Source organism: Chryseobacterium cupriresistens (assembly GCF_046614675.1).
GTDB lineage: Bacteria > Bacteroidota > Bacteroidia > Flavobacteriales > Weeksellaceae > Chryseobacterium > Chryseobacterium cupriresistens.
Map to the genome: position 1 here is coordinate 422,151 of NZ_JBKKJT010000002.1, position 15,188 is coordinate 437,338.

At 36.9% G+C, this 15,188-nt stretch carries 11 protein-coding genes; 2 read left to right on the forward strand and 9 right to left on the reverse strand.

Annotated elements, in window-relative coordinates; translation table 11 throughout:
- Nucleotides 1-49: 49 nt before the first annotated feature.
- Both dusB and ACLI50_RS07110 read right to left on the reverse strand, forming a co-directional pair.
- On the reverse strand, nucleotides 50-1,045 hold the full coding sequence (dusB, locus tag ACLI50_RS07105) for a tRNA dihydrouridine synthase DusB (RefSeq protein ID WP_110008089.1): 996 nt from the start codon (nucleotides 1,043-1,045) through the stop codon (nucleotides 50-52).
- A gap of 149 nt (nucleotides 1,046-1,194) precedes the next feature.
- Nucleotides 1,195-4,422, reverse strand: a complete 3,228-nt coding sequence (locus ACLI50_RS07110) for a DUF8818 domain-containing protein (protein WP_343641476.1) — start codon at nucleotides 4,420-4,422, stop codon at nucleotides 1,195-1,197.
- 153 nt (nucleotides 4,423-4,575) lie between these two features.
- On the opposite strand from ACLI50_RS07110, the gene ACLI50_RS07115 reads away from it, so the two are divergent.
- Both ACLI50_RS07115 and ACLI50_RS07120 read left to right on the forward strand, forming a co-directional pair.
- Nucleotides 4,576-5,445 (forward strand): T9SS type A sorting domain-containing protein, encoded by an 870-nt coding sequence (locus tag ACLI50_RS07115; protein ID WP_343641478.1) that lies wholly within the window; start codon nucleotides 4,576-4,578, stop codon nucleotides 5,443-5,445.
- A 154-nt stretch (nucleotides 5,446-5,599) separates the two neighbouring features.
- A complete protein-coding gene (locus ACLI50_RS07120) occupies nucleotides 5,600-6,409 on the forward strand; it encodes a T9SS type A sorting domain-containing protein (RefSeq protein WP_411413466.1) in 810 nt (269 codons plus the stop codon).
- A gap of 60 nt (nucleotides 6,410-6,469) precedes the next feature.
- Here ACLI50_RS07120 and ACLI50_RS07125 read toward each other — a convergent pair whose 3' ends face one another.
- From ACLI50_RS07125 to ACLI50_RS07155, 7 genes are all read right to left on the reverse strand, one after another.
- On the reverse strand, nucleotides 6,470-9,292 hold the full coding sequence (locus tag ACLI50_RS07125; RefSeq protein ID WP_411413467.1) for an aminopeptidase: 2,823 nt from the start codon (nucleotides 9,290-9,292) through the stop codon (nucleotides 6,470-6,472).
- A 53-nt stretch (nucleotides 9,293-9,345) separates the two neighbouring features.
- On the reverse strand, nucleotides 9,346-10,725 hold the full coding sequence (pyrF, locus tag ACLI50_RS07130) for an orotidine-5'-phosphate decarboxylase (protein WP_202841282.1): 1,380 nt from the start codon (nucleotides 10,723-10,725) through the stop codon (nucleotides 9,346-9,348).
- A gap of 121 nt (nucleotides 10,726-10,846) precedes the next feature.
- Nucleotides 10,847-11,188, reverse strand: coding sequence for a YkvA family protein (locus ACLI50_RS07135; RefSeq protein WP_110008082.1), 342 nt, complete (start codon nucleotides 11,186-11,188; stop codon nucleotides 10,847-10,849).
- 82 nt (nucleotides 11,189-11,270) lie between these two features.
- A complete protein-coding gene (locus tag ACLI50_RS07140; RefSeq protein WP_330743194.1) occupies nucleotides 11,271-11,810 on the reverse strand; it encodes a TlpA family protein disulfide reductase in 540 nt (179 codons plus the stop codon).
- A 9-nt stretch (nucleotides 11,811-11,819) separates the two neighbouring features.
- Nucleotides 11,820-12,383, reverse strand: a complete 564-nt coding sequence (locus ACLI50_RS07145) for a thioredoxin family protein (RefSeq protein ID WP_062676249.1) — start codon at nucleotides 12,381-12,383, stop codon at nucleotides 11,820-11,822.
- Nucleotides 12,384-12,400: 17 nt separating this feature from the next.
- Entirely contained in the window at nucleotides 12,401-13,471 is a 1,071-nt protein-coding gene (gene aroC, locus ACLI50_RS07150; protein ID WP_202841276.1) for a chorismate synthase, read from the reverse strand.
- Between the two features lie 50 nt (nucleotides 13,472-13,521).
- Nucleotides 13,522-15,156, reverse strand: coding sequence for an LIC_10190 family membrane protein (locus ACLI50_RS07155; RefSeq protein WP_411413468.1), 1,635 nt, complete (start codon nucleotides 15,154-15,156; stop codon nucleotides 13,522-13,524).
- Nucleotides 15,157-15,188 lie beyond the last annotated feature (32 nt).

Consider the following 15,188-nt stretch of genomic DNA (forward strand, 5'->3'; position numbering starts at 1 on the left):
CAGATTCTTAATATAAAAAAAACCATCAGTTTTGCTGATGGTTTTTATTTTATAGCTGTGCCTGATATTCTTCGTAGAACTGTTGGGTTTCTTTGATCAGGCTGTCCATTTCTTCCATAGTGAAAACTTCCAGGAATTTTTTTCTGAACTCCTTGAAATGAGGAATTCCTCTGAAATAGTTGCTGTAATGCTGTCTCATTTCAACCAGGCCTAGTCTTTCTCCTTTCCATTCAGCACTCCATTCTGCGTGCTGACGTACCGCCAGTAAACGGTCTGAAATGGTTGGCTCAGGTAAATGCTCTCCTGTTTTAAAGAAATGCTTGATTTCATTAAAAATCCATGGATATCCAATAGCAGCACGCCCGATCATAATACCGTCACAGGCATACTTTTGCTTATATTCTAATGCTTTTTCAGCAGAATCTATATCACCATTTCCAAAAATCGGGATCTCAATATTTGGATTTTGTTTAATCCTTGAAATATGTTCCCAGTCTGCTTCACCCTTGTACATTTGAGCACGGGTTCTTGCATGTATCGTAAGGGCTTTAATTCCTGTTTCCTGCAGACGTTCTGCTACTTCATCAATATTAATGCTGGTACTGTCCCATCCTAATCGGGTTTTTACAGTAACAGGAAGATGAGTAGAGCTTACAACAGCTTTTGTAAGACGCACCATAAGGTCGATATCTTTCAAAACACCAGCTCCTGCTCCCTTGCAGACAACTTTTTTTACCGGACATCCGAAATTAATGTCTACCAGATCCGGATTTACCGTTTCAACAATTCTTGCAGACATGGCCATCGCTTCTTCGTCTCCACCAAAAATCTGTATCCCAACGGGTCTTTCATAATCGAAAATATCCAGCTTTTTACGGCTCTTGATAGCGTCACGAATCAACCCTTCGGAAGAAATAAATTCCGAATACATTAAATCTGCACCATGCATTTTACACAAACGTCTGAACGGAGGATCACTTACGTCTTCCATCGGAGCCAGCAAAAGCGGAAATTCCGGCAGTTCTATGTTGCCTATTTTTATCATGGTGCAAATTTACAAAATTCTGAACATTCATAAATATGATATTATCTATCAGCATAAATGATTGTTTTGTTTGGAAATTGGAGGATAGAAAAAGACTTTAAATAGTGAATATAAGAGTTGATTGGCTGCTCACTTCCAGTTGTCCATAGTTAGAAGCTTGCTTTTACCTGCATACTTCCGATATGAATGGTACGGTCGCCTGAATTTCTTCCTTCGTAATTAAGGTTCAGCTGGATGAATGAGTTGATAGCCTGCTGGATAAATACACTCCACACCTGGTTTTTTCCGGGTTTAAGCCCATCCAGCATCTGGTTTCCTACAATACTGAAATTGTTTCCTGTAAAATCGTTATTGATAAATGAGAAGTTTCCACGGATAGACGTTTTTCTTCGCTCCCACTGGATGGTTCCTGTAACATCAAAAGCCTTAAGAAGTTCTTCGCCATCCAATCTTTGTTTCTGACGGAAAGCAGAAGATAATTCAGCCTGAATAGCATCGGTGAATTTATACGTTGCTTTAGGCTTGGTTTCAAAATTATTCAGACGATAATCTCTTGTTTTAAATAACTGTGAAGAGTTTTGGATATCATGAACCGAGTTTTCCCAATCCACTCTGAATTCTTTATTGAACCAATATCCTATGTTCAGGAAATGGGAAGTCTGCTCACGTTCTTCATTACTGAAATTGGCATTGATGAGATTGTCATTGGTGATAAAACGGTAATTTCCGTTCCAGCCTGATTTATCGGTTGGATTAAACTGTACGGAAGCCAGAATATTCTGATTTTTAAGGATCTGGTCACTGTTCTTTTCAAAAGGGTTCAGCACAAGTACTTTTTCCTTTTTGTAGAATGAGTTTTGAGAATTTAATGAAATATTAAAATTCCAACGTTTTAAAAATCCATTTTCAGAGTTGAAAACAATGGCCGGATTGACAAATAAGGCCAACTGTAATTTATTTTTATTGGAAGGAATATAGCGTACAGAATTTGTATAGACACGGATGTATTGCGCCAGATCGGAATATTCGGCAATTTCAAATTCATCCAGCTGCTGAACGCCGTCTCCGTTATAATCCGTCCATTTATAAACACCTTGTCCATCTGTTACTTTGATGTACTGGAATTCCCTCTGGGCTTCCTGCCCGTTCCCCAGCTCATAGAAAGCCTGAAGACGCATCCCGTTTCTGAAAAGCTGCTGGTTGTATAAGATGTTTCCGACAACAAAATCATTATTACGGGTTACTTCACCTTCTGCCCCTGCGTAGAAGAATTTTCTGTAGTGAATTAGAGCATTTAAACTGGTTCTTTCGGTTTTGATAATCTGACTTTCAGCCATAATCCCCAGAATATTGTTCATATTCTGAAGCCTATTATCACGTACTGAGTCGTTATCCCTCATATATACTTTTGCCAGCAATTTGGTTCTTGTGCTGTCACCGATTTTCTTCTGTAAAAAGATTTCTTTCCAGCTGAAACTTGTGACATCCATAAGCTGGGTATCGTTGTACTTCTTCTCGTTGTGTTCCATGCTTCCACCAACAGCCCAGCTTCCTTTTTTACCCGTAAACTCTGTTGAAACTCCGCCACGGATGAATTTTGTATCCTGAAGAGTAGCATTGGTACTCAGATAAGATAAGTTACCTTTAGTAAAGAATTTTCCCGTTAGCCAGCCAAAGTCAAGGTCGTTTTTAATCCCTTTGTAAGAATCCTGTTCGTCCAGATAATTGATGCGGTAATTCAACGTAGACTTATTATTCCATTTATTCAGGAAGCTGAAGATGAATCTGTTTTGGGTCTTTTTATTGAATTCCTGGGTAAGGTTGAAATCTCTGGAGAATTCTACATCGTTGATACGGTCAAGGATATGAAACTGTCTGTCTATATATTGATATTCAAAGCTTGGCGTTCCTTTCCATGCGTTTTTTGTAAAGCTTTTATTTCCAAAAATACGCCATGCGTAGCCGATATTCTGATCAGAATCTTTTGATGAAAATAAATTGACATCATAGTTACTCAAAGAGATATCTGCACCAATTTTTCCTTCATTCAGCAAATATTCAGAGTTCAGAGAGTATACCTGTGATTTCTGGGGAGAAGGAAGTTTTCTTACCGCTCTGTAATCTCCACCATTAGGACCTACATATTCAAAAACACGCCCGTTGTTGGTTGTCTGTGCAATTTTATAATCTCCCTGATTAGCTCCGAAATAAGTAAAAGAAACCTGATAAAGTGTTAAACTCGAATCCGTAGAATATTCATAGAAATTTCCGGCAGGATTTAATTTGTATAAAATCTTATTGACATCATATTCGGTTACAACTCCTGAAGGGGCATACATCAGGTCAGGATTATTTCCGGCATCAGCCAGAATCTGCTCATCTTCTTTAGAAAGGTTTAAAGAAAGAGGTGCGTTCTTATTGTCATTTTCCATGAACCAGTTGAATCCCACCTTGAATTTTTCTCTCTGATGCTCAAGCTTTCCTGTAAACAAATACCTTGAATAGTTCCTGTTGGCATAGTTATAAGAAATCGTGATGAAATTCTGCTGAAAAATAGGACGGAAACTGGTAAAGGTAACTTCACCGGTGTTGTAATTGATGATATAATCCTGGTTTTCACCACGCTTCATCAGAATTCCATCAATAAAAACCTGTTCAGAACCGGAGATCAGTGTAATAAACTGTTCACCGTTCTTGCCTGTCAGACGGTAAGGTCCCTGGTTACCTTCAACCCCCTGAAAACGGATTCTGTGGAATTCACTTCGTGCAACCCCTGCAGAGATATCTAGGAATGTCTTGTTTTCCTTCCCGAATTCTGTCTGGAATTGAAGTCCCATACTTCTCCTCTGGTATTTGGCAAAATAATTTTTAGCTTCCACAAGGTCAAGATGCCCTGCTCTGAGGATAGATTTATCCTTGATATTAAGCTGCATATAGATTTTGTCAAACTCCTCCAAAGTCTGGGTATAACCATCAGCCTGAATCGGCAGGTTGTGATCTGAAATACTTGCTAAAATAGTAACATCTTTGGATAACCGCCCAGATATCTGAAGATCCATGGAACTTTGTACAGACTGCCCCTGGTTGTTACCAAAAGTAATCCCACGGATAATAGATCCTTTTGAGTTAAGCTCTCCTAAAAATCTCTTTTTATCATTTTTTGCCAGTACGGCTTCATCAATAATGATCTTATTGTGCGTTCTTATAAAATCCAGAGTGTCCTTTGCAAAGATGTCCTGCTCCAGCTTTGCCGCAAGAATACTGTCCCTTTTTATGCTGTCTTCAGGCACGTTGGGATTTTTCCATGAAAATACCTGAGCATTTCCTGAAAATATGCCTACGAAGAACAAAACGAATAGAATGACAAAATTCCGCAACTTTTAAAAATAATTCGTAAAAATAATTAAAAAATGTTAACATTAAGAGGTCAACTATTATTAACAAAAACTTAACCTCTTTATTGTCCCTGAAAAAAAAATAGAATGTAGTTTTGTTAGAGAAAGAAAATTATTAACAACAAAAAATAAATCATGAAAAAACTTTATTCTCTTTTTGCAACAGTTGCACTGAGCGCAGTGGTTTTTGCGCAAACAACTTACCTTTGGGATGGTAGTTCTGTAAATCCTATTTCCGGTACCAATGCTACTATTTCAAATGTGGCTTTTGCAGCAACTCAGGGAAATAATAATGGTACTACCAATTTAATAACTGCTTCATCTGTATCTACAGGATATGCAGGAGCAAGCGGATCCAGTAATTTTGGTGCTGCTGCTTTTAAAGAACCACTTTCAACTGCAACAAGCACCTATTTTAGTGTTACTGTTACTCCTGTTGCGGGTAACAAAGTAACTTTGAATTCTCTAAATTTCGGGTCGAGAGGGACATCTACCGGTCCCGGAAAGATTACAGTATATTCAAGCATCGATAATTATGCAACAGCGATAGGAACTGTAAACGTTAACAATAACAGTACATGGACCTTGAATAATATTACTTTTTCAGGGAGTAATTTAGTAGGTGCAGAATCAGCTCCGGTTACACTAAGAATCTATGGAAGCGACAGCCCTGGTACAGGAACTCCATCTTTGGGTACTGCCAATTGGAGAATAGATGATATTTCTTTAACGGTTACTGCATCCAGTGCCACTTTAGCTGTTATCGATTCTAAAAACATAAAGTCAGGAAACTTTGTAAAAAACTCTTTCGTTAAAAATAATGAAATTGTTTTCGGATCTGATGTAAAAGATGTAAAGATTTTCAATAGCTTCGGACAGCTTGTAAAAGAAGCTTCTGTAAGACAAAATGAAACGGTAAGCGTTGCTGAATTAGCAAAAGGAAGCTATATCGTTACAGGTACAGTAAACAACCAGCCGGTTTCTCAGAAAGTTCTTAAAGACTAATCCCTGTTAAATAAAAATATAAACAGCCACTTCAATGAAGCGGCTGTTTTTGTGATTATTTCCTGATGTTTAGCTTTTTGTATCTTATATATTTCATAATTTGGTGGTATTATTTTTGATGTTTTATGATCAATCCATTTCTAAAATTAATACGATGAAAAAAATCTTTACTCTTGCCGGACTTACATTATTAACTTCTTTTTCAAATGCTCAGATTGTGATCAATGAGATCTATGGCGGGAATGCCAATTCGGGAGCTGTATTAAAGAATAATTATATCGTCCTTAAAAATATCGGAACTTCTTTGGTTTCTTTGACGGGAGCAAGTATTCAATATGCTCCGGCGATAGGTGCTTTTACAGAATATCATACGCTTCCGGATTTGACATTAGGACCTGAAGAAACCTATTTAATTCAGGAATCAGCGATTGAAGGAGGTGTCGAAAATCTGCCAACACCGGATTTTATTGCAACTACAATCGTAAATTTTGATGGAACTCCCAATAAATCTTCCGGATTAAAAATTTCCAACGTATCAGGAAAAATTGCATTAGCGGGAAATATAGTGCAGGTCACAGGGCCTTCTGCATCCAATGTTCTGGATTTTGTAGGGTACGGATCCAATGCAGATCAGTTTAAAGGAGACGGGCCGGCTCCATCTCCCACTACAACCACGGCTATCAGAAGAAATTTAGCAGGAAGTAATGATAATATGGCAGACTTCTCCCTCGAAGGCAGTGTGAAGTCAGGTTTTGTACAAAATCCATTTATAAAAGACAGTAAAGTCGTGTTCGGAACTGAGGTGAAAGATGTGAAAGTGTATGATACATTCAGGCAGGTCGTTAAAAAATCACCTACTAAGCTGGCCTCAACTCTTGATATTGCAGAGCTTCCAAAAGGAACTTATATTGTGACGGGAACCATTAACAATATTCCGATCTCACAGAAAATAATAAAAGATTAGTTTTAAATAAGAAAGGACAACCGATAACAGGTTGTCCTTATTTTTTTATTTTTCAGAATCTTAATACCAACCTCTTCTAGCTGCATTAATAATGGATCCGAGATTAAGAATTAAAGTGTATCTGATACGCTTCCCATAATCTTTGAATGAAGGTTCAAATCCTAAAGACGACTGTATCGGGAAATACACTTCCAGAAAATCAGGGATGATTCTTACTTTAACTCCGGTGTCCCAGATGAATTTGGCGGGAAGATCTTTGTTTTTATACACTCCCGCATCCGCATATACATGGAAGATTTTCCATACACTTGAATCCACGTTGGCAGAAGTGATCCATTGATTGACTGTTCCCGGAAGAAAAGATTTAAAACCACCATCAGCTAATATAAACTGCTGGGAAAGAAGCCCGCTGCTGGCACTTTCTCCCAAAAGCGTATAAGAGAATGAATAGTTGGAAACCCTGGAAATTCCATAGTCGAAGAGGTTATTTCTGGTGTTGTTTCTTAAGAAATATCCGGCAAATAAACGTAAGCTCAGCTTTTGTTTTGGAGCAAATTCCCATCTGTAAAAGCCTTCAGCCGTTATTTTATTGAAATCTTCCATTCCCTGGGTGCTCAGGCTGAAACTTTTTTCATGGATCATCTGGCTGTCACTATAACCATATCCGATACTCCAGAGGTTATATTTGCTGTAATCATTATTGGCGATCATCTTAGGACTCAGATCCCTTTCAAAATAATTATAGGATACGCCGAGACTTCTGCTAACGGTACTTCTCGGGTTTTTTCTGAAGTTAATAGAAGAAGATATAGAAGTCTTTCTGTAGGCAAGATCATAATCATAATGAAAATAAGAACCGGAAACCCCGAATGTAAGACTTCTGATAATGCTTTCTGCAGGCAGAATAGAATAGGAGACAGCTCCTGAACCGGTAAGTTTCCCTGTTCCGGTACTATAGGTTGGAGTCACCGAATACAAAAATTTCTGGTCAAAGAAAGACTGATTTTTAAAATTGGCTCCCAGAAGAAATTTATCATACGTATTGTTGAAACGCACCCTTGGGCTGATGTAAATCTCATTGTATTCCGGGTTGGGAATATCTTTTATTAATTTAAGTTTAATTTTTTTTGCATTGGAAAATAAACCTTTCGCATAAAGGAAGTTGTCCCTGTAATTGGATTCAGGGAAGATATAGCCACTGTTTAAGGTGGTTTTGTAAATATTCTCTGATGCAGGAAGCGACAGGCTGGTGGTACGTTCATTTTCCTCAGTGTCTATCCAATACGCTTTCTTTTCTCCTTCTCTGGTTTCTGTTTCCAGCTTTACAGGAATAGAAATATCTGTATTTCTTACAATTTTTATTTGCAGGGAGTCATTATCTTTTCTAATGTTTTTCAATTTAAAATCAACCCTGTTCTTTTGTTTGAAAAAGTTGGAAAGGTAGGCTGTTGATTTATTGTTTTCAGAAAGAGATGACAGGAATTCATCAGGATTAATTTTTTTCCCGGAATTCTTAGAAATATAATTTTTTACAATCCCATCGAATTGTTCATATCCCATTTTGTCGGCCGAGTAGTTGAAAAGGCTTCCTGTTTCAAAGCTGCTGATGGCCATATCATTGAAATTACTCAGAACAGGGAAATGTTCATCAATTTTCTGATCAAGGTTCTGCAGCATGATATACTGATAGGAAAGTCCATAGCGGTCCAGAAGTTTTACTTTGGATGCATGGAATAGCTTTAAAGGTTTAAGTCCAAAGATTCTGGTCTCCGGAAGTGTCCCTAGAAGTTTCGTATCAGCGTAGAATTTTTTGAGGTACTGAATTTCAAGATAAGATTTTAAACCATTTTTAAACCAGTGGTCTTTTTCTTTATCTGCAATAACGCCTTCGTCAAGGATTTTCTTGGCAATGATCCCGAAATAATCCATATCGGTTTTTTCGGTCTCAGTAAACAGGCGGAATCTGAATTTCCAGAAAGTAATATCATTATTCCCGAAAAAGTCTTCTTTGGCTCTGAATTTATCTGAGATAAAAATACTTTTCGGTAGATACCCGATGCGTTCTTTAATGAATTTTAATTGTAAAGGAAGATAAAACTCCAGGTTTTGTTTTTCATCCGGTTTCAGATTATATCCAAATTTGATTTCGATCTCCTCTCCGTCAACATTGGTTTTTATGGATTGAAATGCTGTCGGAGAAATTAAAAACTCAGGATCAGAATCGAGATAGCCCTTAAATGAGTTCATCTGAACCTGAGGAAGGTTACCTTCAACAAAACTGTTCACAGGGATATCAAAATTGACGGTCCAGAAAGTATTAAAGCTTACCTGTTCCTCAATATCATGATAGTTTCTTCTGGAAATATTGTCCGGATCAAAATGATCCGGAACAATAAAGAAATATTTTAATACAGTATTCTGGGCGGATGTTCCGTATCCCGTAAAAGTTTTATCGGGAAGCTGCATCCTGTATTGCAACTGTAGAGTGACGCTTTCGCCGGGTTTTAATACATTTTTCAGAGGAATAAAAAGATTTTCATCTGAGAGGGTATTGACAGGAAGGACTTCATTTTCAGAATTTTTAATGTTCAGTTCCAGAAGTTTTCCCAATTGGTCTTTTTTTGCAAAATGCAAATCATTATTCCGGTCTTCCAGTTTTCTGTAGACTAAAGAAGTTCCCCGTTTATTGTACGCGGCAACCCAATTCAGGAGTTTTACGGTCTGCAGGTCTTTCCCGGATTGATTATAATAAACAATTTCCTGGCGGACCTCAAGGTTTTTTTTGTCAGGAGACAGTTTTGTTTCAATGTATATACTGTCTGTCTGTGCAGAAACCTGTACAACTCCCCATAACAAAATAAGGCAAATGCTGATCTTTTTCAAATATTCGTGATAAAGCCCAAATATAACTTATTTTGTATATACTTTATAGCATTTTAACCTTGAATTGCTTTTTTTTCCAAAGAATTAATATAAGCATTCCATCCCTCTGTCTTATAAGTGATGGCAGATGCTTCAGGATCGTTGGATTTGTAGATTCCTCTTCCTACGATGATAAAATCTGTGTGCAGTGTTTTGAAAACATGTTCCGGTGTGTTGTACTGCTGCCCTTTACCATCTCCTGAATCCGCAAGGTTTACCCCAGGAGTGAACAATAGCAGATCCTCAGGAATTTTATTCTGAGATACACCACCAATGACATTAGGATGAGATAAAGCCACTTTTAAAGCTTCCTCACGATAGCTTGCAGTTGTCAGAGCTCCTTTGGAAGACATTCCAACGATGGCTACCACTCCTACATTTTTGAAACAGTCTAATGATTCAAAACCTCCGATTACCTGAGAAGTTACGAAATCTGCCCAATCCGTAATTTTGAAAACCCCGCTTGTGAACTGAAGTTCCTGTGTATTTCCGATATCAGCAAATTTTCTGTCTTCCATCAGTAGAAACTGGTGTTTTGCAGCAATAGCTTTTAAAGGAGTAATTGTTTTTTCGTATTCAAAATCAGAAATAATATCGATATGCGTTTTTAAAGCAATAATATGCGGACCTACTTTTTCAGCAAGCTCCAACAGCTCCTGAGTTGTAGTAACATCTGCAGAGGCAATAAGGTTTGATTTTTTTGCCAAAGCTGTTTCCAGTAATTTTTTTGAAACGGAATGCTGTGTTACCTGAAGTTTTTGTTCATAAGAAGATCTTATTTCCTCTTCAAACTGAATATGGTTCCCTTGAAGGAAGTCTTGGATTCTTTTTACTTCTTCATCAGACAATTCACCAGTTTCCTGAAGGATATTGCATACTTCCGAAATGTTGAAAAGGGTGTGCACTCTGTATCCTTTGCTTTCCAATAATTGTTTTCCTCCCTGCTCTCTGTCAAGTACCACCACAATGTCTGAAACTTTAAGATCTTCCTGTTCTATTTCAGGAATAGTTTCCAGCAAAGATTTTCCTGAAGTGATCACATCCTCTACCAAAAGGCAGTTTTGCCCCTTCTGGTAAATTCCCTCAATCAGCTTCTTGGTACCGTAGCTTTTTGCTTCTTTTCTTTTAATAATTAATGGAATATAGCTTTCCAGAGACATTGCTGTAGCCATAGGAAGAGCAGCATAAGGAACTCCACAGATTAAATCAAAATTATCTAACGGAAGCATTTCCAATAAATAATTAGCAAGATTTTTTAAAATTTTAGGATCTGAAGCCAAAGGTCTCAGGTCTACATAAAAAGGACTTTCAATACCGCTTTTCAGGGTAAACCTGCCGAATTTGATGATGCCTAGTTTGTAACACTCTAAGAAGAATTCTTTTTTACTTTCCATTATTTTTTATTAGATATTGCAAATTTAAGGAATTGAAATAAGGCTTAAAAATTTATCGCCCATTTGTCAATAAAAAACCATCCCGGATTGGCCGGGATGGTGTTAAAAATATAATAAACTATTATTTTACGATTTCAGCATCAATGACTTGGGTACCGCTATATTTCTGCTGGGCTTCCCATAACAAAAATTTGTCAACCTCTTTGATGAGTTTAGGAATGGTAAGCGACAATACTGCCAGGTCATCCATGACTCCAAGAACCGGTATTACAAATTCAGGAAGCAGATCAATAGGAGAGAGTACATATAAAATTCCAAGTAAAGGAAGAATAATGTCTATGGATTTCATTGGATAAATTCCTTTTCTCCACATTTTGACCATTCTGAAAATATCAGGGATCTTTTTGATAAAGCCCTTATGATTGATGGCTTCTTTTGCAAGATTTAATTTTGAATATTTCATTTTGTGTTTGGATTAATAAATTTTTCAACGCTATAAAATTCGCAAATCCTGTACCAACAAATTATAAAATTTAGTTAAAATATTATTTGATAATATTGTCAATGAACTGATGCACAGTCTCTGTGTTCCAGTCTTTTGTAGCATCCTCTTTAATAAGGATTCTTCCGTTTTTATCCAGCAGAAAAGTGGTAGGAAATACCTTTGGAAGAATTTTCTCAGAAATAGGACTTTGAGCAATATATACCGGAACAGTATAGTTGTTTTCTTTCAAAAATTTCCTTACATCCTCTTCTTTATCATTCATGGCAATTAAAACAAAATCAACATGATCTTTTCTTGTATCGTAAAGTTTCTGAATAGAAGGCCATTCTTTTCTGCAGGGCGGGCACCATGTTCCCCAGAAGTTCAGAAAAACCCCTTTATCTTTAAAATTCTTAAGATTGGTGCTTGGCGCATTAATGCCTTTAAGCTCTATATCATAATCTTCTTCACTGATATGAACCGCATTTTCTATAGTGGCTACGGGAAAGAATGCATCTTTCAGGGTGTTTCTTATTCCGGGTACGAAGGCAACCACACCTATGATGGCAATAATTACAAGATAAATGACATTTTTTTTCATATCTCTTTTTTATAGCAGATCTAAAATTTCCTGAACAGCATCTTTACCTCTGTTTTTGGCATAATATATCTGCAGATCGTTGTAGAAAGTATCTTTTGGATACGCTTCAGGATCAGCTTTATATTTCATCAGAAGCTCATATCCATATTTGGGACGCGGTCCCCATGAATTTTTTACATTCAGGTCTTTATCAAGGATAAGGACTTTCGGAATGGATTCTGTACCGTTCGTTAAAAATTGGTTGATTAAGCTTTTATCACTGTCTCTCAGGAAAACTCTTACTTCATTGTGTCCTTCAAAAAATCTGAAAAGAGCAGGTACTGTTGCACTAGCATCTCCGCACCATGCTTCAGAAATGATTAAAATCTTTCCGTCAAAGTTTTTGGCAGCCAGTTCTTTCAGCTGATCTTCATCCGGAACGTACTTTTTTACCGTTCTGTCCATTCTCTGAAGACCCAGCTCGTAATATTGTTTATAGTCAGCCTCCTGTTGGTTGGCAGGATTTTCTAATCTTTCTTTTGCAATCTGAAGATATTCTTCAAACGAAATTCCTTTATCCCAGTAATTTTTCATTACCAAAAATATTTATGTTAAAAATTATTGATGTTTCTTGTTTTGTTGATCAAAAACAGGTCTGCCAGTACAAATGCAGCGAGACTTTCCACTACAGGAACTGCTCTTGGAACGACACAAGGATCGTGACGTCCTTTTCCTTCTACAATGACTGGATTTCCGTCTTTATCAATACTGTCCTGAGGTCTCAGAATAGTAGCTACAGGTTTGAAAGCCACACGGAAATAGATATCCATTCCGTTGGAAATTCCACCCTGAATACCTCCGGAAAGGTTAGACTTTGTGGTGAAATCCGTATTGAAGGCATCATTATGTTCTTTTCCTGTCATTTTAGCACCACAGAAACCACTTCCATATTCAAATCCTTTGCAGGCATTGATGTTCAGCATTGCTTTTGCCAGTTCAGCCTGAAGCTTTGAAAATATGGGTTCACCTATTCCTACAGGAACATTTTTAATCACACAGGTGATGGTTCCTCCGATTGTGTTTCCTTCTTTTTTGATCTCCTTGATTTTTGCAATCATCTTTTCTGCCGTCTCAGTATCCGGACAACGAACATCATTGCTTTCTGTTTGGGAGAAGTCTAAAGCCTGATAAGGCTTTTCACAGAAAATATCACCTACGGAAGAAACGTAAGCATTGATCTCAATGTTGGGTAAAAGTTGTTTGGCAAGGGCTCCTGCCACTACCCAATTCATTGTTTCTCTTGCAGAAGATTTTCCGCCACCACGATGATCCCTGAAACCAAATTTCTGGTCATAAGTAAAATCAGCATGGCTTGGACGATATGCGCCAGCAATGTGATCATAATCTTTCGATTTCTGATTTTCGTTTTCAATGATAAAACCGATGGGCGTACCTGTTGTTTTGCCATCAAAGATTCCTGAAAGAAACTTTACCGTGTCGCTTTCCTTTCTTTGTGTAACGATTGCCGACTGGCCAGGTTTTCTTCGGTTCAGTTCATACTGAACTTTATCGAGATCTACCGTTAAACCTGCCGGAAAATTATTAATGATACCGCCATAAGCCACTCCGTGACTTTCTCCAAATGTTGTAAGACTAAGAAGATTACCTAATGTGTTGAACATGATACAAAATTACCTTTTTTTCTTCAGATAATAAAGTTTCTGGATTTGTTCTATTTATCATTGTTTTTGATAGTATTGATAACCTTTTGGACTTCCTCTTTTTCTTCTGAGGTCATCTTTTTCCAGATAAATCCTTTTTTGATATCATTTTTATCCGAGAGCTGTGGAAAAATACCCGCCTTCACGTTATCGAAAAAATAAGCCGGAGTGATGGCCGGAAGCGGTGTGTCAAAACTATAAGGATAATGGTGAACCATATTAAATTTAAAATTTCCTACCTTAAATGTATGAAACTGCTGATATTCATACGTTGCAGGCTTGTATATCTGTTCTTTTTCAAATCCTCTCATGAAGTTTCCGGCTCTGAAACTTGGAAGATATCTCTGGATAAATTCCGGGAAAGATAAAATGGAAATAAAAAATACGCTTAAAATTGAGAAAACAATAACAGCTTTTTTCTGATCAAAATATTCATGGAAAATAACAAAGAATATCACGAAAAAGACATCTGTGAAAAATCTGTATTGGGCTGAAAAAGCAAGAACTATTATACTTTTTATCAACAATGAAATGCAGATCAGGGTGATAAGTTTTTTCTTTTTTATCCAGGCGAATACTATGAAAATAATTAAGCTCAGAATAAAGATAATATTGATTTTGGATTTTATTCCTTCCAGAGAAAACCAGTTTTTGATATAATCCCATGTTGAAAAATTTTGGATTTCCTCATAGGTATACTGCATATCATAGGTTTTCATGATCGCAAACTGAGAAGAAATTTTTAAAACTTCGGAATTGGGCTTCCAGGATAGCCCCAGATCTCCTATTGCTATAGGAAAGACAGGATATCCGAATGTCCAGATGTTTTTAACGAAGAATAAAAAAAGAATTGAACTCCCTAAAAGAAATTGTTTAAAGTTGCTTTTAAAAATAAAAACAAAGTTTAAGAAAACCAAAATAGGAAGCCATATCATCGTAGGTTTTATGGTAAAGACAAAAACTGAAAATGCAAAGAGGAGCGTGATATTTCTGTTTCCAGCTATAATTTCATTTAAAATAATCACAGAAAAGATAATCACAGGAAGGTCCGGGCTAGGAGACTGTGAAAACAGTAATAAGATGGGTAGAAAACAAAGATGGATCCAGTTTTTCTTTTCAATACTATACATACTGTAGATGATAAGCAGCACCGTATTGATTCTTAAGAAAGGGTCAGAGAAATTAGAAAACCCAGCCTGAAAGGTATGCCAGACAGACATTTGCCCTAAGGTGAGATCTACATTAGAAATTCCCTTTACCAGACCATATTCTGTGAGCCATTTCAACGTAGGAATATAATATCCGAAATGATCCAATATATAAGGATAAAAAGAACCTGCGAATATAATAACCAGAGAACTTACACTTAATACTTTAAAATCTTTTTTTGTAAGCTTATAGAAATTCTGATAAAGTTTGTTTTTAAAGAAAAAGAATAACCCTGAGAATATGGAAGGTATTTCTATATTGATATTCAAGGGAGTGAAAAATGAGATAACTGTCCATATCAGACTTAATCCCAGGATTCCGGATAAAATTTTCCCTGAAATTCCCTGAAACAGAACTCCCCATATATTTTCCATGATCTTTCCCCAGCCCATCAGGACAGGAATGATGAAAATGGATGAAAACAGAATCAGTATCATAAAAAAAGATTGCTTAAAAGTAAGCAATCTTT

Coding starts and splice junctions, on each gene's coding strand:
- pyrF (WP_202841282.1), bottom strand. CDS start 10,725: ATGGAAAGTAAAAAAGAATTCTTCTTAGAGTGTTACAAACTAGGCATC.
- ACLI50_RS07135 (WP_110008082.1), bottom strand. CDS start 11,188: ATGAAATATTCAAAATTAAATCTTGCAAAAGAAGCCATCAATCATAAG.
- ACLI50_RS07145 (WP_062676249.1), bottom strand. CDS start 12,383: ATGAAAAATTACTGGGATAAAGGAATTTCGTTTGAAGAATATCTTCAG.
- ACLI50_RS07140 (WP_330743194.1), bottom strand. CDS start 11,810: ATGAAAAAAAATGTCATTTATCTTGTAATTATTGCCATCATAGGTGTG.
- aroC (WP_202841276.1), bottom strand. CDS start 13,471: ATGTTCAACACATTAGGTAATCTTCTTAGTCTTACAACATTTGGAGAA.
- ACLI50_RS07120 (WP_411413466.1), top strand. CDS start 5,600: ATGAAAAAAATCTTTACTCTTGCCGGACTTACATTATTAACTTCTTTT.
- ACLI50_RS07155 (WP_411413468.1), bottom strand. CDS start 15,156: ATGATACTGATTCTGTTTTCATCCATTTTCATCATTCCTGTCCTGATG.
- ACLI50_RS07115 (WP_343641478.1), top strand. CDS start 4,576: ATGAAAAAACTTTATTCTCTTTTTGCAACAGTTGCACTGAGCGCAGTG.
- dusB (WP_110008089.1), bottom strand. CDS start 1,045: ATGATAAAAATAGGCAACATAGAACTGCCGGAATTTCCGCTTTTGCTG.